19 protein-coding genes are annotated in these 20,583 nt (G+C 66.1%); 9 read left to right on the top strand and 10 right to left on the bottom strand.

Features of this window, described 5'->3' with window-relative positions:
* Window positions 1-195: 195 nt before the first annotated feature.
* Window positions 196-1,770, bottom strand: coding sequence for a 2-polyprenylphenol 6-hydroxylase (gene ubiB, locus ACQR1X_RS12690; protein ID WP_316179009.1), 1,575 nt, complete (start codon window positions 1,768-1,770; stop codon window positions 196-198).
* Window positions 1,767-2,528: a bifunctional demethylmenaquinone methyltransferase/2-methoxy-6-polyprenyl-1,4-benzoquinol methylase UbiE gene (gene ubiE, locus ACQR1X_RS12685; protein ID WP_434884010.1), complete on the bottom strand. Its 762-nt coding sequence runs from the start codon at window positions 2,526-2,528 to the stop codon at window positions 1,767-1,769. Before ubiE ends, ubiB begins: the two co-directional genes overlap by 4 nt.
* Window positions 2,529-2,633: 105 nt before the next feature.
* On the opposite strand from ubiE, the gene mutM reads away from it, so the two are divergent.
* Both mutM and ACQR1X_RS12675 read left to right on the top strand, forming a co-directional pair.
* Entirely contained in the window at window positions 2,634-3,515 is an 882-nt protein-coding gene (mutM, locus tag ACQR1X_RS12680) for a bifunctional DNA-formamidopyrimidine glycosylase/DNA-(apurinic or apyrimidinic site) lyase (protein ID WP_434838688.1), read from the top strand.
* A 78-nt stretch (window positions 3,516-3,593) separates the two neighbouring features.
* Window positions 3,594-4,067: a cyclic nucleotide-binding domain-containing protein gene (locus ACQR1X_RS12675; RefSeq protein WP_315803949.1), complete on the top strand. Its 474-nt coding sequence runs from the start codon at window positions 3,594-3,596 to the stop codon at window positions 4,065-4,067.
* A 252-nt stretch (window positions 4,068-4,319) separates the two neighbouring features.
* On the opposite strand, the gene ACQR1X_RS12670 is transcribed toward ACQR1X_RS12675, so the two are convergent.
* Both ACQR1X_RS12670 and ACQR1X_RS12665 read right to left on the bottom strand, forming a co-directional pair.
* Complete coding sequence (locus ACQR1X_RS12670) at window positions 4,320-5,123, bottom strand: ParA family protein (protein ID WP_316179014.1); 804 nt, start codon at window positions 5,121-5,123, stop codon at window positions 4,320-4,322.
* A gap of 451 nt (window positions 5,124-5,574) precedes the next feature.
* Window positions 5,575-6,927, bottom strand: coding sequence for a peptidoglycan-binding protein (locus tag ACQR1X_RS12665; RefSeq protein ID WP_434898949.1), 1,353 nt, complete (start codon window positions 6,925-6,927; stop codon window positions 5,575-5,577).
* 151 nt (window positions 6,928-7,078) lie between these two features.
* Here ACQR1X_RS12665 and ACQR1X_RS12660 point away from each other — a divergent pair, with 151 nt between their 5' ends.
* Window positions 7,079-7,882, top strand: a complete 804-nt coding sequence (locus tag ACQR1X_RS12660) for a HesA/MoeB/ThiF family protein (RefSeq protein ID WP_315803981.1) — start codon at window positions 7,079-7,081, stop codon at window positions 7,880-7,882.
* 252 nt (window positions 7,883-8,134) lie between these two features.
* Here ACQR1X_RS12660 and ACQR1X_RS12655 read toward each other — a convergent pair whose 3' ends face one another.
* On the bottom strand, window positions 8,135-9,139 hold the full coding sequence (locus ACQR1X_RS12655) for an aldo/keto reductase (protein WP_316179020.1): 1,005 nt from the start codon (window positions 9,137-9,139) through the stop codon (window positions 8,135-8,137).
* Window positions 9,140-9,261: 122 nt separating this feature from the next.
* Between ACQR1X_RS12655 and ACQR1X_RS12650 the strand changes: the two genes are divergently transcribed.
* Complete coding sequence (locus ACQR1X_RS12650; protein ID WP_434898948.1) at window positions 9,262-10,191, top strand: LysR family transcriptional regulator; 930 nt, start codon at window positions 9,262-9,264, stop codon at window positions 10,189-10,191.
* Between the two features lie 127 nt (window positions 10,192-10,318).
* Here ACQR1X_RS12650 and ACQR1X_RS12645 read toward each other — a convergent pair whose 3' ends face one another.
* Window positions 10,319-11,320 (bottom strand): 2-hydroxyacid dehydrogenase, encoded by a 1,002-nt coding sequence (locus ACQR1X_RS12645; RefSeq protein ID WP_315803944.1) that lies wholly within the window; start codon window positions 11,318-11,320, stop codon window positions 10,319-10,321.
* A 413-nt stretch (window positions 11,321-11,733) separates the two neighbouring features.
* Between ACQR1X_RS12645 and ACQR1X_RS12640 the strand changes: the two genes are divergently transcribed.
* Complete coding sequence (locus tag ACQR1X_RS12640) at window positions 11,734-12,219, top strand: SH3 domain-containing protein (protein WP_434838888.1); 486 nt, start codon at window positions 11,734-11,736, stop codon at window positions 12,217-12,219.
* A gap of 107 nt (window positions 12,220-12,326) precedes the next feature.
* On the opposite strand, the gene irrA is transcribed toward ACQR1X_RS12640, so the two are convergent.
* The gene (gene irrA, locus ACQR1X_RS12635; protein WP_316215567.1) at window positions 12,327-12,797 is read right to left on the bottom strand and encodes an iron response transcriptional regulator IrrA; all 471 of its coding nucleotides are present in this window, start codon (window positions 12,795-12,797) and stop codon (window positions 12,327-12,329) included.
* A gap of 455 nt (window positions 12,798-13,252) precedes the next feature.
* Here irrA and fabA point away from each other — a divergent pair, with 455 nt between their 5' ends.
* The 4 genes from fabA to ACQR1X_RS12615 all read left to right on the top strand — a co-directional run bounded on the left by fabA (window position 13,253) and on the right by ACQR1X_RS12615 (window position 18,233).
* Window positions 13,253-13,774 carry a 3-hydroxyacyl-[acyl-carrier-protein] dehydratase FabA gene (gene fabA / locus ACQR1X_RS12630; protein ID WP_316215371.1) on the top strand — a complete coding sequence of 174 codons (522 nt, stop codon included), beginning with the start codon at window positions 13,253-13,255 and terminating at the stop codon, window positions 13,772-13,774.
* 76 nt (window positions 13,775-13,850) lie between these two features.
* Window positions 13,851-15,074, top strand: coding sequence for a beta-ketoacyl-ACP synthase I (gene fabB, locus ACQR1X_RS12625; RefSeq protein WP_315803942.1), 1,224 nt, complete (start codon window positions 13,851-13,853; stop codon window positions 15,072-15,074).
* A 146-nt stretch (window positions 15,075-15,220) separates the two neighbouring features.
* Complete coding sequence (fabI, locus tag ACQR1X_RS12620; RefSeq protein WP_434882297.1) at window positions 15,221-16,021, top strand: enoyl-ACP reductase FabI; 801 nt, start codon at window positions 15,221-15,223, stop codon at window positions 16,019-16,021.
* Window positions 16,022-16,247: 226 nt separating this feature from the next.
* Window positions 16,248-18,233, top strand: coding sequence for an autotransporter outer membrane beta-barrel domain-containing protein (locus ACQR1X_RS12615; RefSeq protein WP_434882298.1), 1,986 nt, complete (start codon window positions 16,248-16,250; stop codon window positions 18,231-18,233).
* Window positions 18,234-18,251: 18 nt separating this feature from the next.
* On the opposite strand, the gene ACQR1X_RS12610 is transcribed toward ACQR1X_RS12615, so the two are convergent.
* The 3 genes from ACQR1X_RS12610 to ACQR1X_RS12600 all read right to left on the bottom strand — a co-directional run bounded on the left by ACQR1X_RS12610 (window position 18,252) and on the right by ACQR1X_RS12600 (window position 20,567).
* A complete protein-coding gene (locus ACQR1X_RS12610; protein ID WP_434882299.1) occupies window positions 18,252-19,067 on the bottom strand; it encodes a hypothetical protein in 816 nt (271 codons plus the stop codon).
* Window positions 19,068-19,141: 74 nt separating this feature from the next.
* Entirely contained in the window at window positions 19,142-19,981 is an 840-nt protein-coding gene (locus tag ACQR1X_RS12605; protein ID WP_434882300.1) for a hypothetical protein, read from the bottom strand.
* 115 nt (window positions 19,982-20,096) lie between these two features.
* The gene (locus ACQR1X_RS12600) at window positions 20,097-20,567 is read right to left on the bottom strand and encodes a GNAT family N-acetyltransferase (protein ID WP_434882301.1); all 471 of its coding nucleotides are present in this window, start codon (window positions 20,565-20,567) and stop codon (window positions 20,097-20,099) included.
* Window positions 20,568-20,583: the final 16 nt, after the last annotated feature.

Here is a 20,583-nt window from a genome sequence, read left to right as displayed (position 1 = left end):
GCAGGGTCCAGATGCAAGCAATGCTAGCAGAAATTGATCGCAGTGCAATCAATGTAGGGTGGGCGAAGCGGCCCGCCGTAGGCGGCAGCTTGCCCACCGTCGATCGGCAGGCTCCAGGGTGAGACGGTGGGCACGGCGTCACCGCCATCTCGTACGACGAGACAGCACGGCTGCGCCTTTGCCCACCCTACGAATCTACAGCCTGAGCACCGCGAACAAAATGCCGATGAAGGTCAGCGCGATGACCCACAGCGCGATCGCGCGCCAGCGGCTCTTCTTGCCTTCGGTGCGGCCCATGGCGGCGATGGTCTCGGGCGACAGGCGGAGGCCGTCGCGGGTCATGGTCTCCATGTGCTCGAGCACGGCGGCGGCGCGGGCGGCGAGCACCGGCAGGGTCGCGGTCAGCCGGGCCAGTTCGCCGATTCCGGTGACGGCGCCCTCGATCCGGCCGATCGGCCCGAGATTGCGCTCGATCCATTCTCGCACCACGGGGTCGGCGACCTTCCAGATGTCGAGCTTGGGATCGAAGCCGCGCGCGACGCCCTCGACCACCACCATGGTCTTCTGCAGCAGGATCAGCTCCGGCCGGGTGCGCATGTCGAACAGGCCGGTGACCTCGAGCAGCAGGGTCAAGAGCTTGGCCATCGAGATTTCTTCGGCCGTGCGGTTATGGATCGGCTCGCCGATGGCGCGGATGGCCTGTGCGAAATTCTCCACCGAATGATGCGGCGGCACGTAGCCGGCCTCGAAATGCACTTCGGCGACGCGGCGATAGTCGCGGGTGATGAAGCCGAGCAGGATCTCGGCCAGGAAGCGCCGCTCCTTCATGCCGAGCCGGCCCATGATGCCGAAATCGACCGCGACCAGCCGTCCCTGCTGGTCCAGGAACAGGTTGCCCGGATGCATGTCGGCATGGAAGAAGCCGTCGCGCAGGGCGTGGCGGAGAAAGCTCTGGATCACCTTGCGGCCGACGTCGGGCAGATCGACATTCGCCTCCGCGAGCCGGGCGTGATCGTTCAGCGCGATGCCGTCGATCCACTCCATCGTCAGCACGGTGTTGGCGGTCCGGTCCCAGTCGACCGCGGGCACGCGGAAATCCGGATCGTCCTTGATGTTCTCCGCCATTTCGGAGAGCGCAGCGGCCTCCAGGCGAAGGTCCATCTCCATCGCGACCGAGCGCGACATCGTGTTGATGACCTCGACCAGCCGCAGCCGCCGCGCCTCCGACGAATGCGCCTCGGCCTTTTCGGCGACGAAGAAGAAATCGGAGAGGTCGCGGCGGAAGCGCGCAGCGACGTTCGGCCGAAGCACCTTCACCGCGACCGGACGACGAATGCCGTCGCGCTCGACCTCGCCGCGATGCACCTGCGCGATCGAGGCGGCGGCGACCGGTGGACCGAGATGCGTGAACAGCTGGCTGATCGGGCGTTCGAGCGCGGTGGCGATGACGGCCTCGGCCTCGGCCTGCGGGAACGGCGGCAGCCGGTCCTGCAGCGATTCGAGATCCCGCGCCATGATGACGCCGACGACGTCGGGCCGGGTCGCCAGGAACTGGCCGAGCTTGAGATAGGCCGGGCCCATCCGCTCCAGCGCGCGCGACAACCTTGGCCCGGACTTGGCGCCGGGGCGCTCGATGAGCCGCGCCAGCTTCAGCGCGAGCTGGCCCGGCGGCGGCGCCAGGCTCGGATCGACGGCGCCGAACACGCCCTCGCGCGCGAACACCAGGGCGGCCCGGGCGAGCCGCGTAATGTGGGTGAGTGCGGAGATCACAAACGCCAGCCGGAATGAAGCGCGACGATGCCGCCGGAGAGAGTCTGCCAGGACACGCGGGAGAAGCCGGCCGCCGAGATCATCTCGGCGAAGGCGTTGGGCCGCGGAAACTGGCGGATGGATTCGACGAGGTAGCGGTAGGACTCGGCATCGCCGGTGACGGCGCGGCCGAGCTGCGGGATCACGTTGAAGGAGAACAGGTCATAGAGCTTGTCTAGCCCTGGCATCTCGACGGTGGAGAACTCCAGGCACAAAAAGCGGCCGCCATGCTTGAGCACGCGGAAGGCCTCGGCCAGCGCCAGCTCGATCTGCGGCACGTTGCGGATGCCGAAGGCGATCGTATAGGCGTCGAACGAGCGGTCGGGGAAGGCGAGCTTCTCGGCATTGCCCTCGACGAACGAGACCTTGTCGTCGAGATATTGCTTCAGCGCGCGCTGGCGCCCGACCTCGAGCATGTCGCCGTTGATGTCGCACACGGTCGCATGGAAGCCGGCGCCGGCCTTCCTGGCGGCGCGGAAGGAGATGTCACCGGTGCCGCCGGCCACATCGAGCAGCGCAAACGGCGCATCGCTCTTCGGCGGATTCAGCGTGTTGATCATGATGTCCTTCCAGACGCGGTGCAGTCCACCCGACATCAGGTCGTTCATCAGGTCGTAGCGCTGCGCCACGCTGTGAAACACGTCGTTCACCAGCGTCTGCTTCTCGCCCAGAGGCACGTCCCTGAAGCCGAAATGAGTGGTTTGGTCCGGCTGATCCATCACCCTTACTCCGATACGGCACCATAGCGCTGATGCGGCCAAGGCGCTATCACGTCAGCCGGACAAGGTGAATGGTCGCGGATGCAAAAGGTGAAATGAGCAGGGATGCCTGAGCTGCCCGAAGTCGAGACCGTCCGGCGCGGGTTGCAGCCGGTCATGGAAGGCGCCGTCATCGTCAAGGCCGAGGCCCGGCGCGGCGATCTCAGGTTTCCGTTTCAGCCCGATTTTGCCAAGCGCCTGCAGGGCCAGACCGTCAGGGGACTCGGTCGGCGCGCCAAATATCTGCTGGCCGACCTCGGCTCCGGCGACGTGCTCTTGATGCATCTCGGCATGTCCGGCTCGTTCCGGGTGATCAAGCCGGAGCACGAGGAGACGCCGGGCGAGTTTCACTATCCGCGCGGCAAGGACAGCGTGCACGACCATGTCGTGTTTCACATGTCGTCGGGCGCCGACATCGTCTTCAACGATCCGCGCCGCTTCGGCTTCATGAAGATCATCGGCCGCGGCGACATCGAGACCGAGCCGCATCTGAAGGGCCTCGGGCCGGAGCCGCTCGGCAATGAATTCGATGCCGCGATGCTGGCGCGCGCCTGTGCCGTCAAGAAGACCAGCCTGAAGGCCGCGCTGCTCGACCAGCGCGTGGTCGCCGGGCTCGGCAACATCTATGTCTGCGAGGCGCTGTTTCGCGCCCATCTGTCGCCGCGGCGTCTGGCGGCGACGCTGGCAACGAAGAAGGGCGAGCCCACGGATCACGCCACGCGTCTGGTGGAGGCGATCCACGCCGTGCTCAACGAGGCGATCCGCGCCGGCGGCTCGTCGCTGCGCGATCACCGCCAGACATCAGGCGAACTCGGCTATTTCCAGCATTCGTTCCAGGTCTATGACCGCGAGGGTGAGCCATGCCGGACGGACGGCTGCAGCGGCGTGGTGAAGCGCTTCGTGCAGAACGGCCGCTCGACCTTCTGGTGCCCGAAGTGCCAGAAGTGATGTCGCGGCCGAGGAGCCGGCACGGCCGGCCATCCCCGGTCTGCTTGTGGCGGACGGGAGTGGGCGTATACTGCCGCCATGGCTGTCAGCTCGCCCGACCTGAAAGCATTTCTGCTCGCGACGCCGTTCTTCGGCGGCCTGCTTGATGCGAGCCTCGATCTGCTGGTCTCGATGCTGGTCGAGCGGCGCTTCGACAAGGGCGCCGTTGTCGTCGCCGAAGGCGAGGCGGGGCGCTCGATGTTCGTCGTGCATAGCGGTACGCTGGAGGTCAGTGAGCGCCTGGAGACGGGTGCCGCGATCCATATGTCGCGTCTCGAGCCCGGGGATTTCTTCGGCGAGATGACCCTGCTCGACATGCAGAACAGATCGGCCACCGTGGTCGCGGAAGCGCCGACCGTGCTGTACGAGCTGACGGCGCAAAAGCTGTATGCCTTCTACAAGGCTGACATCCACGCCTACGTGATCGTGCTGCAGAACATCAATCGCGAGCTGTGCCGCCGCCTGCGTCGCGCCGATGCGCGGATCAAGATGCGGGAGGGTGGGTCGCGGTAGGCGAGCGGGCGGCGAAGCAGTGCGAAGCGTGCTCGATCTACGGCTGGGCTACTCCTTAACCTCGCCCCGCTTGCGGGGAGAGGTCCGATTGCATCGTGAGATGCAATCCGGGTGAGGGGGTACAGGTCTCACCACGAACACTTCCCGCGTGTCTGCCCCGCGTCTGCCCCTCACCCCAACCCTCTCCCCGCAAGAGCGGGGCCAGGGAGCGCACCGCCGTCGCGGCAGAAGCTCGGGTCCAACTAACGAGGACTACAATCCCGCCTTCCAGTTGATGCCGTTGTCGGCCCAGGTCGGATACACCCGCGCCACCGGCAGTTTCGCTTCCTCGGTGGGCGGCGTCAGCATGATCGGGAATTCGACCTCGGCGTGCTCGCTCGCGTCCTTCAGTTCGCCCGCGTCGTGCATGACGTGATCGCCTGCAAGCTTGCCGGCGGTCCAGCGCCACAGGCTGCGAATCTCCTGCGCCGATTTACCGGCCGCATCGAACTCGCTGACGCCGAGACCGGCGGCGAGCGCGTCCTGGTGGTCGTTGCGCATCATGATGAAGGGCTGCGCCAGCACCTCCGCGATGTCGCGTGGCGCGTCGGCGTCGAGCGCCGTCGTCGCATCGGTGACGCGATGGCCGCCGCGGATCGGGGCCTGGTTGAGCACGAAGGCGAACGGCTTGCGCCAGGCGCGCACGATGCTCAAGGTCGGTGCTGTCGCTTCGATGTCGGCGACGCTCGGACGCGCCGGAATGAGGCACAGATCGCAGTGGCGGATCGCGGCCGTCGTGGACGCCGTGATGCCGGCCCCGGTGTCGATCACGCAGACAGTGAAGCCGTCGCGGGCCAGCGCTTCGAGGCGAGGCTCGATCATCTTGGCGTCGTAGCCGGCTTCGACGATCGGCTCGCCCGCGGCGCGGCGCGCCTGCCATTTGGTCAGCGTGCCCTGACGATCGGTCTCGATCACGCGCACCTTGTGGCCGGCCTGCTGCGCGGCCACGGCCAGACCAATCGCCAGCGTGCTCTTGCCGCTGCCGCCCTTCTGCGTGGCCAAAACGATCGTGTACATCGGGAGACAGTCCTTCGGATGTTGACGGAACTTATGAGAACGCCAAAGCTGAGTGCATCGCGGTTGCGCGGTGCGGAGCTATTCTCGCTCAGGACAGTCCCGGCCCGATCCAACTAACAGAGGGATCGCGGTGGTCCGAATCAGCACGCCGACAAAACTGTTCGAACTATCTCACGCTCGGCCTGTGCCTGCACAGACCGGTTGACTACGGCGGGAGCCGTTCCGAGTTGATAGCAAGGTGCTAGGAAGTTGAGCGGCAGCGAGCCGCGGACGAGCGATCGGCATCGCCGAGCATCATCCCATGCAGTCGCGATGCTGCACGTCCGATCCCCGCCGGCCGCCGTTGGGCCCTTAATTTTTTCTAAAACGACATGCTTAACATTGCGTAAACGCTGCCGCGCCGCAGTGCACAGCGGCACGATCGCGATGCCGAACCGGTTTGGCGCAGGCTCTACTTCCGCACGCAGATCACGCGCACCGTGGCCGCCTTGGCGTCGAGCGAGGTTCCGTCGGGCTTGACACCATGCGAGGCGAGAAACGCACGCGTCGCATCGGCGCTGACCATCACGACCTGTGTCGATGGGATCAGTGCCGTGCCCGCGAGGACGCCGGGCTTGAGCAAGGTGACGCCGGCGAACTTGCCGTCGCCGTCGAGCGCCGCCGCTCCGGAAAAGCCGAGCCCGGGCGCCGGCGCCAGCGAGGCGTCGCCGGTGCCGTTGGCGGCGAGCTGCGCCTTGACGGTGCTGATCGCGGCACCGCCGCCCTGGCTCTGCGGATCGGCGATGCCGACGATGTCGACCGACGATTTCGCACTGCCGCCCGACAGCGCCAGCGGCTTCAGGCCGCGCCCGCCGTAGATGCGCAGCAGCGCCAGGCCGCGCTCCTTGTCCTCGGCCACGCGCTCGGCATGGCCGAACCCGGGAATGGTGATTGCCACGCAGCCGTCGGTCACCTCGCGATCGGCGATGATGGCGCCGTCCTGGGTGGCGACGATGCCGGTGCCGTAATCGACGCGGCGCCGTGGCGCGGGCTGCGCGGCCAATGTCGACGGGAACGCGGTGAAGGCGCTCGACATCGCGATCACGACCGGCTCGACCGTGTTCTCGGTCGCCTGGTCGTAGAGGATGGTCAGGATGCGCACCTCGTCGCCCCGAAAGGTGCCGCGGATGTAGAACTTCTTCAGGTTCTGCAGGCCCGAGAGCACGAAGAAGTCGGGCTTCACCACGCTGTAGTCGACGGTGCGGCCGGCTTCCTTCTTTTCACGGTTGGCCAGTGCCGCGGCGGTCGGGTTGGCTTCCTTGCGGCGCGACAGCACGACCTGCACGGTGCCGGTGGGCGATGTCCATTTCGAGCCGTTGCCGTCGCTGGTCTGCTGCGGCACCAGCTTGGTCGGGATGCCGAGCCGGGCACCGCTGACCGGCTCGGTCACGAGCTTCCAGCCGACGCCCTCCTGCTTGCGGCGCGCGGTGTCGGCAAGCACGGCGCGCTCCTGCGGGTTCAACACACCGGTCGGCTTGCCGCCGGATAGCTTCTGGTACTCCTTGATCGCGTTGACCATGCGCTCGCTGACGTCGCCGGTGATCGCGCCATTGTATTGGCCAACCCAGGCAAGATCGGATTGCAGCGCAAGCCGCTCGGCCTGGCTCATCGCGTTGGCGGTGTCGGCGGGCGCCTGCACGCCCGGGCGCGCTGGCTGGGTCGCGACCGGCTTGGGCTTGGCGCCGGGCATCGTGGGCGTCTGTGCCTGCACCGACGCGCACGCGGCGATCCCGCAGATGAAGGTTGCCGTGGCCAGCCGTCTCATGACAAATCCCGATGCTCTTGCCGCGCCGCTAAATAAGCACATCTGCTTGGTCGGTCACAATCCGGCGAGGGTTCAGTGCGGAGATCCGCCGTCTTCGCCATGGGCCGGCAATGGGCTGACAGCGATGCGGCGGCGGAAGGACGGTGTAACGATGCTGAGCGACGAAGAAGTGGAGCGCTATGCCCGTCACATCGTGCTGCGCGATGTCGGTGGTCCCGGTCAGGCGGCGCTGAAGCGCGCCGCGGTGCTGGTGGTCGGCGCAGGCGGCCTCGGCGCGCCGGCACTGATGTATCTCGCCGCCGCCGGCGTCGGCACGATCGGCGTGGTCGACGACGACGTCGTATCGCTGTCGAACCTGCAGCGCCAGGTCATCCATGCGACCCCCGACATCGGCAGGCCCAAGGTCGAGAGCGCCGCCGAGCGCATCAATGCGCTCAATCCGCATGTGAGCGTCGTGGCGCATCGAAGCTGGCTCAATGCCGACAACGCGCTCGATCTGATCGGCGGCTATGATCTCGTGCTCGACGGCTCCGACAATTTCGACACGCGCTATCTCGTCTCCGACGCCTGCTTCCTGGCCGAGAAGCCGCTGATCACCGGCGCGCTCGGGACTTTCGATGCGTCGCTGACGACGATCCGCGCGCATGAGCGGAACGAGAAGGGCCAGTTCAATCCGACCTATCGCTGCCTGTTCCCCGAGCCGCCGCCGCCGGGCACGGTGCCGGCCTGCGCGGAAGCCGGCGTGATGGGTGCGCTCGCCGGCATGCTGGGATCGATGATGGCGCTGGAGGCGATCCGGGAGATCGTCGGTTTCGGCGAGGGTCTGGTCGGCCGGCTCTTGATGCTGGACGCGCGCACGATGCGGTTCGAGACGCTGCGCTACGGGCGCGATCCGGCGAACCCGTTGAATGGCGACGGGCCTGTGATTGCGGATTTGAGTGCGCACCGAAAGTGAGGTGTGCGTGAGCCGAGAGGCCGCCACGCATCTAGTTGTCGGTCATGAGTTGAGAGACTCTCGCCTCACTCTCCGCTGTCGTCCCGGACAAGCCGGGGCGACGCGATAGCGTCGGCGCGGCGCCGATCCGGGATCCATACTCCGTGAACGTGATGAGGCGCGCGGAATTGACGGCCTGCCCGTTTCAGACGTCACGCGATATGGGTCCCGGCGTTCGCCGGGACGACGCCGAGGGGCTTGCCCGGTCTCGGCTCACATTCGCTTCCCGCGCTCACTGTCCATGTGGACCAGCTGCGACTCCGGATAGCGTTCGCCTGCCGCGACGCCAATCGGGAAGGCCTTGTCGAGCGCAGCGAGTTGCACTTCGGTGAGCTTGACGCAGAGCGCGCCGAGCGCCTCGTCGAGGCGGTCGCGGCGGCGGGCGCCGACCAGCGGGACGATGTCGTTGCCCTGCGCGGCCACCCAGGCGATCGCGACCTGCGCCGGCGTGGCGCCGACCTCGTCGGCGATGCTGCGCAGCGTGTCCACGAGGGTAAGATTCCGGTCGAGATTGTCGCCCTGGAAACGCGGCGAATGGCCACGGAAATCAGCGGCATTGGCGCGGTCCTTCGACCAGTGGCCGCTGATCAGTCCGCGCGACAGCACGCCGTAGGCGGTGATGCCGATGCCGAGCTCGCGGCAGGTTTGCAGGATGTCGCTCTCGATGCCGCGCGAGATCAGCGAATATTCGATTTGCAGATCCGCGATCGGGTGCACCTTGTGCGCCCGGCGGATCGTCTCGGAACCGACCTCCGACAACCCGATATGCCGGATGTAGCCGGCCTGTTTCAGCTCGGCCATCGTGCCGATGGTCTCCTCGATCGGCACCTTGGGATCGAGCCGCGCCGGGCGATAGATGTCGATGGCGTCGACGCCGAGCCGCTGCAGCGAATAGGACAGGAAGGTCCTGATGGCCTCGGGCCGGCTGTCATAGCCGAGCCAGCTCCTGTCGGGGCCGCGCAGCGCGCCGAACTTCACGGAGATCTGCACGTTGCGCGGACCGGCCGAGGCCAGCGCCTCGCGGATCAGCATCTCGTTGTGGCCCATCCCGTAGAAGTCGCCGGTGTCGAGCAGCGTGATGCCGGCGTCGAGCGCGGCGTGGATGGTGGCGATGCTCTCGGACCGGTCGGTAGGGCCGTAGAAGTCCGACATGCCCATGCAGCCTAGTCCGATGACCGAAACCTCGGGGCCGGTCGAGCCGAGTTGGCGGGTTTGCATGATCAATCTCCTCTTGCTGGCGCAGGCGGCCTGCTGGTCCGCCCGGACAACGCGGATATCGGCGGATTTCCGCGGTTCGAAAAGCTGGACAATTCCGAATGGACTGTTCAGCATGCCGAACAATGAGCGAGCCGGACCTCCGTGATCTTCAAGCCTTTGCTGCCGTGGCTCGCAGCGGCAATTTCCGCCGCGCCGCGCGCGAGCAGGGGCTCGCGGCATCCAGCCTGAGCCAGCGGCTCAAGGAGCTGGAGCAGCGGCTCGGCGTCCGGCTGCTCAACCGGACCACGCGAAGCGCCGGCCTGACGCAGGCCGGCGAGGCGCTGCTGGCACGGCTCGAGCCTGCGCTGTCCGAGATCGAAGCGGCGATCCATCAGGTGCGCGGCCAGCAGCAGGTCGCGGCGGGACGCCTGCGCATCAATGCGCCGCCGCCTGCGGTCGATCTGGTGCTGGCGCCGATGGTCGCGCCGTTCCTTCAGGCCTATCCGCTGATCGAGCTCGAGATCGTCGCCGACAGCGGCTTTGTCGACATCGTGCAGGCCGGGTTCGATGCCGGCGTGCGCTATGGCGAGCACCTGGCGCAGGACATGATCGCCGTACCGCTCGGCGAAACGCAGCGCTACGCCATCGTCGCCTCACCGCAATATGTTGCGCAGCATGGCCGTCCCGCGCATCCGCGCGACCTGCTGCAGCATGGCTGCATTCGGACGCGCTTCTCGTCCGGTGCGATGCTGGAATGGGAGTTCGAGAAGGACGGGCAGGTGATCAGGATCGCACCGCCGGCTCGGCTGATCGCGGTCCAGCTCGGTCTGGCCTTCCGTGCCGCCTGTGACGGCGTTGGCTATTGGGCGACCTTCGAAGGACATGTGCGTGATGCGCTGGCGGATGGCCGCCTCGTCAGCGTGCTCAACGATTGGTGTCCGCCGTTCCCCGGGCCGTATCTGTATTATCCGAGCCGACGCCAACCACCGCCGGCGCTGGCAGCGTTCGTGTCTTTCGTCGGCGAGTGGCGGAAGCGGGCGGGCGGCCGGACCGAGCTGTCGTCCCGGCCTTGAGCCGGGATCCATAGCCACCGAACTGAATACGTTATGCGCGATCAGCCGCGTGCCCGTTTTCAGACATCGCGCGGTATGGGTCCTGCGTTCGCAGGGTCGACACCGATTGCTGAGATGGCTGGTCGGCCTACAGCATGCTCGGCAGCACGCGGTCCGGTGGGCGGTGGTTGTCGAGGAAGGTCTTGATGTTGATGATGACCTTCTCGCCCATCTCGACGCGGCCCTCGATCGTGGCCGAGCCCATGTGCGGCAACAGGGTCACCTTGCCGGCTTTGGCGAGCCGCACCAGGCGCGGGTTCACCGCTGGCTCGTGCTCGAACACGTCGAGGCCGGCGCCGGCGATGTCGCCGGCTTCGATCAGCCGCGTCAGCGTCTCCTCGTCGATCACCTCGCCGCGCGCGGTGTTGACGATGTAGGCGTCCTTGCGGATCAGCTTGAGCCGGCGCGCCGACAGGAGATGGAACGTCGCCGGCGTATGCGGGCAGTTGACCGAGATGATGTCCATCCGCGCCAGCATCTGGTCGAGGCTCTCCCAATAGGTGGCGCCGAGCTCGTCGGCGATCACCGGCGCGACCGGTCGGCGGTTGTGATAGTGGATCTGCAGGCCGAAGGCGCGGGCGCGCCGCGCCACCGCCTGGCCGATGCGGCCCATGCCGATGATGCCGAGCCGCTTGCCGCCGATGCGGTGGCCGAGCATCCAGGTCGGCGACCAGCCCGCCCAGTTCTTGCCCTCGGTGAGCACCGAGGCGCCCTCGATCAGCCGCCGCGGCACGGCGAGGATCAGCGCCATGGTCATGTCGGCGGTGTCCTCGGTGAGGACCTTCGGCGTGTTGGTGACGGTGATGCCGCGCGCGACGGCCGCGGCGACGTCGATGTTGTCGACGCCGTTGCCGAAGTTGGCGATCATGCGCAGCTTGCACTCGGGCTGATTGAGAATGTCGGCGCTGATGTGGTCGGTGACCGTCGGAACCAGCACCTCGGCGGTGCGCACGGCATCGGCGAGCTGCTCCTGGCTCATCGGCTCGTCGTCGAGATTGAGCCTGGCGTCGAACAGCTCGCGCATGCGGGTCTCGACCGAGTCCGGCAGCTTGCGTGTCACCACGACGAGGGGCTTTTTCCTACCTGACATGTGCTGCTCTCATGAGATCCTTCAGACCTCATTAACCGGGTTCGCCGAAACTACCGTCGTCGCCTGAGAGCGGCGCTTCCCTGGACTGGTCGTGTCGGATCTCGCAGGTGGGCCGATCCGTCCCTGACAGGGCTTCGCGAGCGATTCTCAGGCGCTTCCTGGCCGCTTGTGTTCGGTCCTGTCTAGCAGAAGGCCGGGCCAAGACAAGAAGCCAACGGCGGGTCGGGACTGGCGCTTTCGGCAAGCCCTCTCCGAGCACGAAGGGGGGCAGCCGGGCGGTTCGATGGGGATCGGGCGAAGGATCGCAACGCAATCCGCTTTGATCGGAGCGCGGGTCGATCCTTTCGAGGGAGAGTAAGTTGAGTAAATCGACGTTGTGGCGTTTGGGTGCTGTCGTGGTGCTGCTGGTCTGTCTGTTCGACGTTGCCGTCGGCAGGGGCCGCGTTGCGGCGAAGGACTCCGTTCTCACCACCAGCGGCCTGCCGGTGCCGCGCTATGTCAGCTTGAAGTCGGATCATGTGAACGTTCGCGCCGGTCCGACCAAGGACAACGACGTGGCCTGGGTCTATACGCGCTCCGGCCTCCCGGTCGAGATCACCGCGGAATATGAGAACTGGCGTCGCGTGCGCGATTCCGAAGGCTCGGAGGGGTGGGTCTATCACTCCTTGCTGTCGGGGCGCCGCACGGCGGTGGTCACGATGAAGAACAAGGACGATCTCGCCCCGATCTATGAGAGCGCCGACGCCACGAGCGGGATCACCGCGCGGCTGCAGGCCGGCGTCGTCGCGCAAGTGAAGAAATGCGGCAACGGCTGGTGCCACGTGCTCGGCAATGGTTTCGAAGGCTGGATCCAGCAGCAGCGGCTGTGGGGCGTCTACGCCGACGAGCAGGTCAATTGAAAGCCCAGGTCAGCGCCATGCGCTGACCTCTATCCTGACGCACGCCCGACACAAAAATGCCCGCAGCGGCTGCGGGCTTGATGCTTCGATGACGATGTTCCGGAGGCTCAACGCTTCTTGCGCAGCCGGACGACCATGTCGATCCGGGCGATCTCGTAACCTTCGGGCGCCTCCGGCAGCTTCGACAACGCCAGATGCTGGTCAGGGATGTCGACCAGCTCGTGGTTGTTCTCGAGATAGAAGTGATGGTGGGCGGTGACGTTGGTATCGAAATAGGTCTTGGTGCCGTCAACGCTGACCTGGCGCAGCAGACCGGCGTCGGTCAGCTGGTTCAGCGTATTATAGACCGTGGCGAGCGAGACCGGAACCTTGGCCAGCGTCGCTTCCTCATAGAGCATTTCGGCGGTCAGATGCCGCGCACCTTTGCCGAACAACAGCCAGCCCAAGGCCATGCGCTGGCGAGTCGGGCGCAGCCCGGCCGCCTGCAGCATCTCGTTGACGTCGTGCCATGGGCAGCCATTGAGTGCCGGCTGCCGGCCGTTCCCGAGATCCGGGTTGCCGCGATCATGACCATTCATCGAGGCGTTGTTGCTGACATCCACTTCAAGCACCGCACAATTCGCTCTCATCCACAACTGATATAGGAAGAAACCCATTCAGATGCAAGCTTATCGCAACTAACGTATCTAGAACGCCCCTAAACTGCATTTGCCGCCCGGTTCGGGCGCGGGGCCCGGTGCTGCGTCGATTTACCTGGATACGCGCATTGACGCCGCAATCCTCTATGTTAGAGAGCGCCCGGACCCGATTTGCCCTGCCATGGTGAGCGCCGGCGGCCGTGATGGCCATGTGCGCGAATCCAGGCGTCGTTAAGCCCGCCGCCGACAGCGGTCATGTTCGCCAGGTGCGATGGCCCAGCCTTCGTGCCGACGCGATGACCGGCCAGCGCGGCGCGGAAGGGGGCGGCGCGCGGGAAGGGTCCATGTCGCGCGGCACAAATTCCACCGGGGATCGTTGAGAAAGGCCACCAAGCATGCTGGATCGGCGCAGCGCATATGAATACGAGGACCTGCTGGCCTGCGGCCGCGGGGAGCTGTTCGGCCCCGGCAATGCGCAACTGCCGCTGCCGCCGATGCTGATGTTCGATCGGATCGTCGAGATCTCCGAGACCGGCGGCGAGTACGGCAAGGGTGTCGTCCGCGCCGAGCTCGACGTGAAGCCGGATCTCTGGTTCTTCGGATGCCATTTCAAGAATGATCCGGTGATGCCAGGCTGTCTCGGCCTCGATGCGATGTGGCAGATGGTCGGCTTCTACCTCGGCTGGACGGGCGGAGCAGGGCGCGGCCGCGCGCTGGGCCTCGGCGATCTCAAGTTTTCCGGCCAGGTTCTGCCGACCGCCCGCAAGGTTGTGTACAACGTCGACATCAAGCGCGTGATGCGCTCAAAGCTGGTGCTCGGTATTGCCGACGGGTGGCTTTCGATGGATGGCGAGATTATCTATCGCGCCAAGGACCTGAAGGTCGGCCTGTTCAAGCAGGACGCCGCGCCGACTTGAACCGGCAGGCTGCGACCACAGACAGTGCAGCAGGCACGACTGCAACACAACACACGAGCAAGGTGAGGCGGACATCATGAGGCGGGTTGTCATCACGGGCATGGGCATCGTCTCATCGATCGGCAACAACACCCAGGAGGTGCTTGCCAGCCTGTACGAGGCGAAGTCCGGCATCTCCCGTGCTGAGAAATATGCCGAGCTTGGGTTTCGTTCGCAGGTGCAAGGCGCGCCGACGCTGAATCCCGCGGACGTGGTCGACCGCCGCGCCATGCGCTTCCTCGGCGAGGGCGCCGCGTGGAATCACGTCGCCATGGAGCAGGCCATCCTCGATTCCGGGCTGGAGCCGACCGACGTCTCCAACGTCAGAACCGGCATCATCATGGGCTCCGGCGGGCCCTCGACGCGCACGCTGGTGGAAGCGGCCGACATCACCCGCACCAAGGGCCCGAAGCGCGTCGGTCCGTTCGCCGTGCCGAAGGCGATGTCGTCGACGGCCTCGGCGACGCTGGCGACCTGGTTCAAGATCAAGGGCGTCAACTACTCGATCTCCTCGGCCTGCGCGACGTCCAATCATTGCATCGGCAATTCCTACGAGATGATCCAGTACGGCAAGCAGGACGTGATGTTCGCCGGCGGCTGCGAGGAGCTCGACTGGACGCTGTCGGTGCTGTTCGACGCGATGGGCGCGATGTCGTCGAAGCACAATGACACGCCCGCGACCGCGTCGCGGCCCTATGACGTCACGCGCGACGGCTTCGTGATCGCCGGCGGCGCCGGCGTCCTCGTGCTGGAAGAGCTTGAGCATGCCAAGGCGCGCGGCGCCAAGATCTACGGCGAGATCGCGGGCTACGGCGCGACCTCGGACGGCTACGACATGGTGGCGCCGTCGGGCGAAGGCGCCGAGCGCTGCATGAAGATGGCGCTGTCGACCGTGAAGACGAAGATCGACTACATCAATCCGCACGCGACCTCGACGCCGGCCGGCGATCCGCCGGAGATCGAGGCGATCCGCAAGGTGTTCGGATCGGGCGAGAAGTGCCCGCCGATCGCCGCCACCAAGGCGCTGACCGGCCACTCGCTCGGCGCCACCGGCGTCCAGGAGGCGATCTATTCGCTGCTGATGATGAAGAACGGCTTCATCTGCGAGAGCGCCAACATCACCGAGCTCGATCCCGCCTTCGCCGACATGCCGATCGTGCGCAAGCGCATCGACAACGCCAAGCTCGGCACCGTGCTGTCGAACTCGTTCGGCTTCGGCGGCACCAACGCGACGCTGGTGTTCAAGCAGCTCGACGCTTAAGATTTCAATAGCACTGGTTTCGTCGGCATCATGGCCGGGCAGCAGCGCGAAGCTCATTCTTCGCACCGATGTCCGGCCATTGGCGTCTCGAAGGCGGAACGATCATCCTGGCTGGGCCGATCCCGGCATGACGAAGGAGAGACATCATGCAGGGTCTGATGAAGGGCAAGCGCGGGCTTGTGATGGGCATCGCCAACGACCATTCGATCGCCTGGGGCATCGCCAAGACGCTGGCTGCGCATGGCGCCGAGATGGCCTTCACCTATCAGGGCGACGCGCTCGGCAAGCGCGTCCGCCCGTTGGCCGACGAGCTCGGCGTCAAGCACGTGCTGCCTTGCGACGTCGAGGACATCGCCAGCGTCGATGGCGTGTTCAGTTCGCTGCGCGAAGCCTGGGGCGGGCTCGACTTCATCGTCCACGCCGTCGCTTTCTCGGACAAGAACGAGCTCAAGGGCCGCTATGCCGACACGTCGCGCGAGAATTTTGCGCGCACGATGCTGATCTCCTGCTTCTCCTTCACCGAGATCGCCAAGCGCGCCGCCGAGCTGATGCCGGAGAGCGGCGGCAGCATGATCACCTTGACCTTCGACGGCTCCAACCGCGTGATGCCGAACTACAACGTGATGGGTGTCGCCAAGGCCGCGTTGGAAGCCTCGGTGCGCTATCTTGCCGCCGATTACGGCCGCCGCAGCATCCGCGTCAACGCGATCTCGGCCGGCCCGGTGCGCACGCTGGCGGGCTCGGGCATCGGCGACGCCCGCTTCATGTTCGCGTTCCAGCAGAAGCACTCGCCGCTCGGCCGCGGCGTGACCCTGGAGGAGCTTGGCGGCTCCGCGCTGTATCTGTTGTCGGAGCTGTCCGGTGGCGTCACCGGCGAGATCCACTACGTCGACTCTGGATATAACGTGATCTCGATGCCGCGCCCCGAGGATCTCAAGGCGGACTGACCTCCGCGCGCATCGGCGGTATCGGGGGGCGCGAGACTCCGTCCTCCGATCGACCCAAATTTTCCCAGTTGAAGACAATGTTCCTGAACGGCTAATCAGGAGGCATTGGCGCAACTCTTGCGGTTGGCTGTTGCGATGACGCTGCGATGCATCATGACCGGTGCATCGGCCGCGGCCGTCAGCCAGACGCTCGCGCCGGCAGCAAGACAAGTCGTGGGGGCGATTGATGCTGCGTTCGAAAGTCCGTGTCATCGCTCTCTGCGCGATGACCGGCATCGTGCTTGCGGCAGGGGGCGCAGGGCCGGCGAAGGCGCAATCGAGCGTCTGGGACTCCACGATCTCCAACACCAACTGGTATGTGCCGACGGCGCAACTGCTCGCCTACCTGTCGCCGAAGACGGGCTTCTCCAATCCGGTCCCGATCGGTGACCAGACGTTGTGGACCCTGGGCACCGCGACCAACGGCGCCTTCACCGGCACCAGCGTCGCGCAGCTCAGGATCGGCCCGGCGCTGCTGACGGACACCTCGACCATCCAGGGCTTCGTCACCACCAGCGGCCAGATCACCATGCTGTTCACGCCGACCGGCGGCGGCACTGCGACCGTCGGGCTCGGCTATATGCGCAACGTCAACGGCGTGACCAGCATGGAAATGCAGATGATCACCGGCGACAGCCTGCTGGTGACGCATTGGGCCTACATGCTGCCCTATGATCCCGCGACCTTCACGCCGCCGCCGTCAGCACCGGTGCCGGCCAACTCCGTCCCGCAATGGGCATGGACCGCCGGCACGCCGTGGCGGATCGTCAGTCCGACATTGTTCGGCACGCAGGCGCCGGGCCGCTTCGTCATCACCAACTATCAGAACGGCTATTTCTGGGGCGCGGGCGTCGCGCCGACCGGCAGCACGGCCGGTGGCTTCACCCTGCTCGGCTCGGTCACCCCGGAGGGAAGCGTGCTGTTCAATACGCTGTCGCGTGGCAGCCTGACCAGCCTCTATGGCGCGATGAGCGGCACTGCGTCGAATGCGCAGATGGTCACCTCGACGTATGATCTCACGGGAAGCATGACCGGCGATCTGGCGACGATGTCGCTGATCCAGCCCTATGGCACTGCGCTTCGGTCGGCCGGCGGCCGCGTCGGCCTGGAAGCCGCCGACGTGCTGTACCGGCTGTCGATGACGTCGGCCGGCTGGAGCGGATCGATGGTCTCGGGATTTGCCGCGCTCGACAATCTCAGCGGTCCCTCGCTCAGTGCCGCCGTCAAGCAGGCGCTGCCGGTGCTGACCGGGGCGGCGTCGCAGGCGACCTATGTCAGCCAGCAGGCGTTCCGGCAGACGATGACCAACAGGCTCGATGATGTCAGCAGCATCGGCTGGGCTGCTGGCCGCAATGTCTGGATGCAGCCTCTCGGCGGCACCACGCAGCAGACGGGACGTGATGGTGTTCCCGGGTATAGTGCCGCCGGCGCGGGTCTGGCGCTCGGCGCCGATGTCGCCGTCTCGTCCCGCGCCATCATCGGCGGCGTTCTTGGCTATTCTCATCACACGATCACCGGAAGCGACGATGCGGTGCCAAACCGTCTCGGTCTCGCCTCCTATCAGCTCGGGCTCTATGGGGCCTACGCCGTCACTTCTGATGTCACCTTCGACTATCAGCTCGACGGCGGATCGAGCGACAACGGCGAAAGCCGGTCGCTGAACTTCATGGGCGCGTCCGCCGGCGGCAGCTATCGTTCCTACAGCGGCCACGCCGGTGCGGGCATCAAGACCCGCATTCCGCTGCGAGACGACCTCGCGCTCGTTCCTGCACTGCGCCTGGACTACGGCACGGTTCGCAGCGGCTCCTATCGGGAAGGCGGTGCCGGCGGTTTCAGCCTCAACGTCGATCCTCAAGTCTATCAGGAATTCGTGACGACGGCGCAGCTGAAAGCGGTCTATGCGCCGACAACGCAGGTTCGTCTGATCAGCGATGTCGGCGTCGGCTACAACGCGCTGAACCAGGCATTGCAGATCGGCGCCGCCTTCTCCGGCGGCGGCGACGGCTTCGTCACCCGTGGCCTCAACCTGTCGCCCTGGGTCTACTCGGCCGGGCTTGGTCTTGTCGCTGCGGGCAACGACCGCCTCGACCTCAGCGTTCGCTACGGCATCAACGCGACGCCGTCCGGCCTCGTCCAGCAGTCAGGCCATGCGGTGCTTAAGATCCGGCTATGACGCGCCGAGCTGATGGTTCTATTCGCGCCCGAAATAGGCCGGCAGGCGCTGGTCGAGCCGGAACTTGAGCATCGAACGCGCCATGTCACGCAGCACGTTGTTGTTCGCGGCATCCGGCGGCGAGGCGGGAAATGCGGAGTTGTCGACGTCGCCGGCATGAGACGGCGGTCCGACGCCGGACGTCAGCCGTGAGAGCAGCGCCTTGGAACTCGTGGCGGGCTCGCGCGTCTCGAACGTCGCTCCATCGTAGAGCTGGATGTCGATCATGATGAAGACGTGGCTGTACCGGCCAAAACCCTCGCCCCGATTGATCACGCCGACGCCGGTGACCTCGTCGTTGGTCGAGGGTTCGCTGTCGGTCCGGCGGGTGATCACGAGATAGCGTGCGCACCCCGCCGAGCCGGCCACCCTCCTGACGATGGGCGTGAGCTTCCCGTTCTCAGCCTTGATCGGGGGTGACTGATAGAACGGATCGAATGACCCCTTGGGGACGCCGATGCGGCGGATCCCGGCATCACCCGCGGCTGCTTTCACGCGCGCATAGACGATATCGTCGAATCCCCAGGAGACCGGCACCTCGGCGTACTCGTTGCCCAGGCGGGTCATGCCGTTCTTCTGCACCGTGAAGACATCGCCAAGCGCTGAGATCACCCCGAGCTCGCACGGTCCGCCCTCGCGGACGGCCCTTGCCGGCTTGGCGGCCTTGGCAACGCCGGCCGCCGGCTTTGCCGCAGGCTTGGCGCTCAGCGGCGCAGGTGACGATTCCGCCAGGGCGTTGGTGCCCGACCAGAGCACGGCAATGAGCAGCGGCGCGAGCAGGCGTGAAATCGTCACTGGGAAAACTCGTGCTGGGAGAAACGAATGCGGACGGTGAAGCCCGTTCGAGGCGTATGACAGCGGGCGACGGCTCATTCGATCTTCAGGTAGCTCGGCAGGTCGCGATCTAGCTTCGCCGCGACCAGGCTGCGCAGGCGTTCGCGTAGCACGGTGCTGGTGGCTGCGGCGGCAAGAGGCTCGGGGAAGTCGGCATTGTCGAGCTTGTTGAGGGGATCCTCGGTGAGCCTCATGGTCTCGGCCAGCCGTGCGCCGGTATCCGCCGAGAATGAGCCGATCTTCTCGTAGGAATGGCCGTCGATCAGCGTGATGTTGACGTTCGCAAAAAGGTGCGAGTGCCGGATGAGTGATCCGAGGCCCTGATTGTAAGCGCCAATGCCCCTGAGCCTCAGGGTGGTGTTGGGAATGGTCGCCTCGAACCTGGTGACCACGAGGTAGCGTTCGCAATTTGCATTCGTGGTGACGTTGCGCACGATCGAGGTCAGGCTCTCCTTCGGATCGGGCAGGAAGCGCGACGTCGGATGGTAGTAGGGCTCGAACGCGCCTTTGGGATAGCCGACCCTGCGCACGGTCGGATCGCCGGCGGTCGCCGCACGCACGCGCGCCACGGCGAGGTCGTCCAGTCCCCAACCCGGCAGGGTGACCTCGTCCTCTTCGGTTTCGAACACCGTGAGGCCGAACTTGCTGACGGCGAGCTGGTCGCCGAGCGCGGCAATGACGCCCAGCCGGCAGGGACCGCTTTCAACGGCGATCGGCTTCGCCGCCGGCTTCTTTCCTGAGGACTTCTTGGCGGCGGGCGCAGCCTTGGCCGGGACTGCCATCGTCGACGGAGCCTGGGCCCAAGCCGCAGTTGTGAAGGCAGCAGCGAGACCGACGAGCGCAAGACGGGGGATCAGCAGAAGCGGTGCGGACATGGCGGAGGTTCGAGATTGACGAAGCGAGCGGGAACCCGAATTTAGTTCGCCCGCGAAGGCGCGCGCAACGGTTTCCGGCCGACACGCGCAAGACTCGCGCTTGCACGCTCCGCGATCATGAGTCCGCCGCCCGGTCGCCACGCTTCCATCGATAATATTTCATGATGCGGCCGTGCAGCGGATCAGCCTGCTCCTTTTCCAGCACGAAGCCCTCGCGTTCGTACCAGCGCCACGCCTTCTCGTTGCCCTCGGCGCAACGCAGCCAGACCTCGTCGGGCAGCAGCTCGCGGGTGAAGGCGAGCAGGCGGCGGCCGAGCGAGCGGCCCTGATGCGACGGGGCGATCATCAGTTGGTCGAGATAGAGCAGGGGAACGTTGATCGCGAGCATCGCCGCGAGCTGGCCGCCGTCATCAGCGACGTAGAGGCTCCAGCCACCCTCCATCTCGCGCGGCACGCGCTCCTTCAGCAGGCTCAGCAGCGTGTCGCTCGGGCGCTCCAGCCCGGTCGAGCACCAGCTCTCCATCCAGAGCCTCGCGATGGCGTCGTATTCGTCCGGGCGAGCGGGGCGGATGACAGGATGGTGCATGTGGGGTGACCTGAAG

The sequence above is a fragment of the Bradyrhizobium sp. HKCCYLRH3073 genome (assembly GCF_051167995.1).
GTDB lineage: Bacteria > Pseudomonadota > Alphaproteobacteria > Rhizobiales > Xanthobacteraceae > Bradyrhizobium.
Note: the sequence above shows the minus strand (reverse complement) of the source record. Positions and strands in the feature narration are given on the sequence as shown.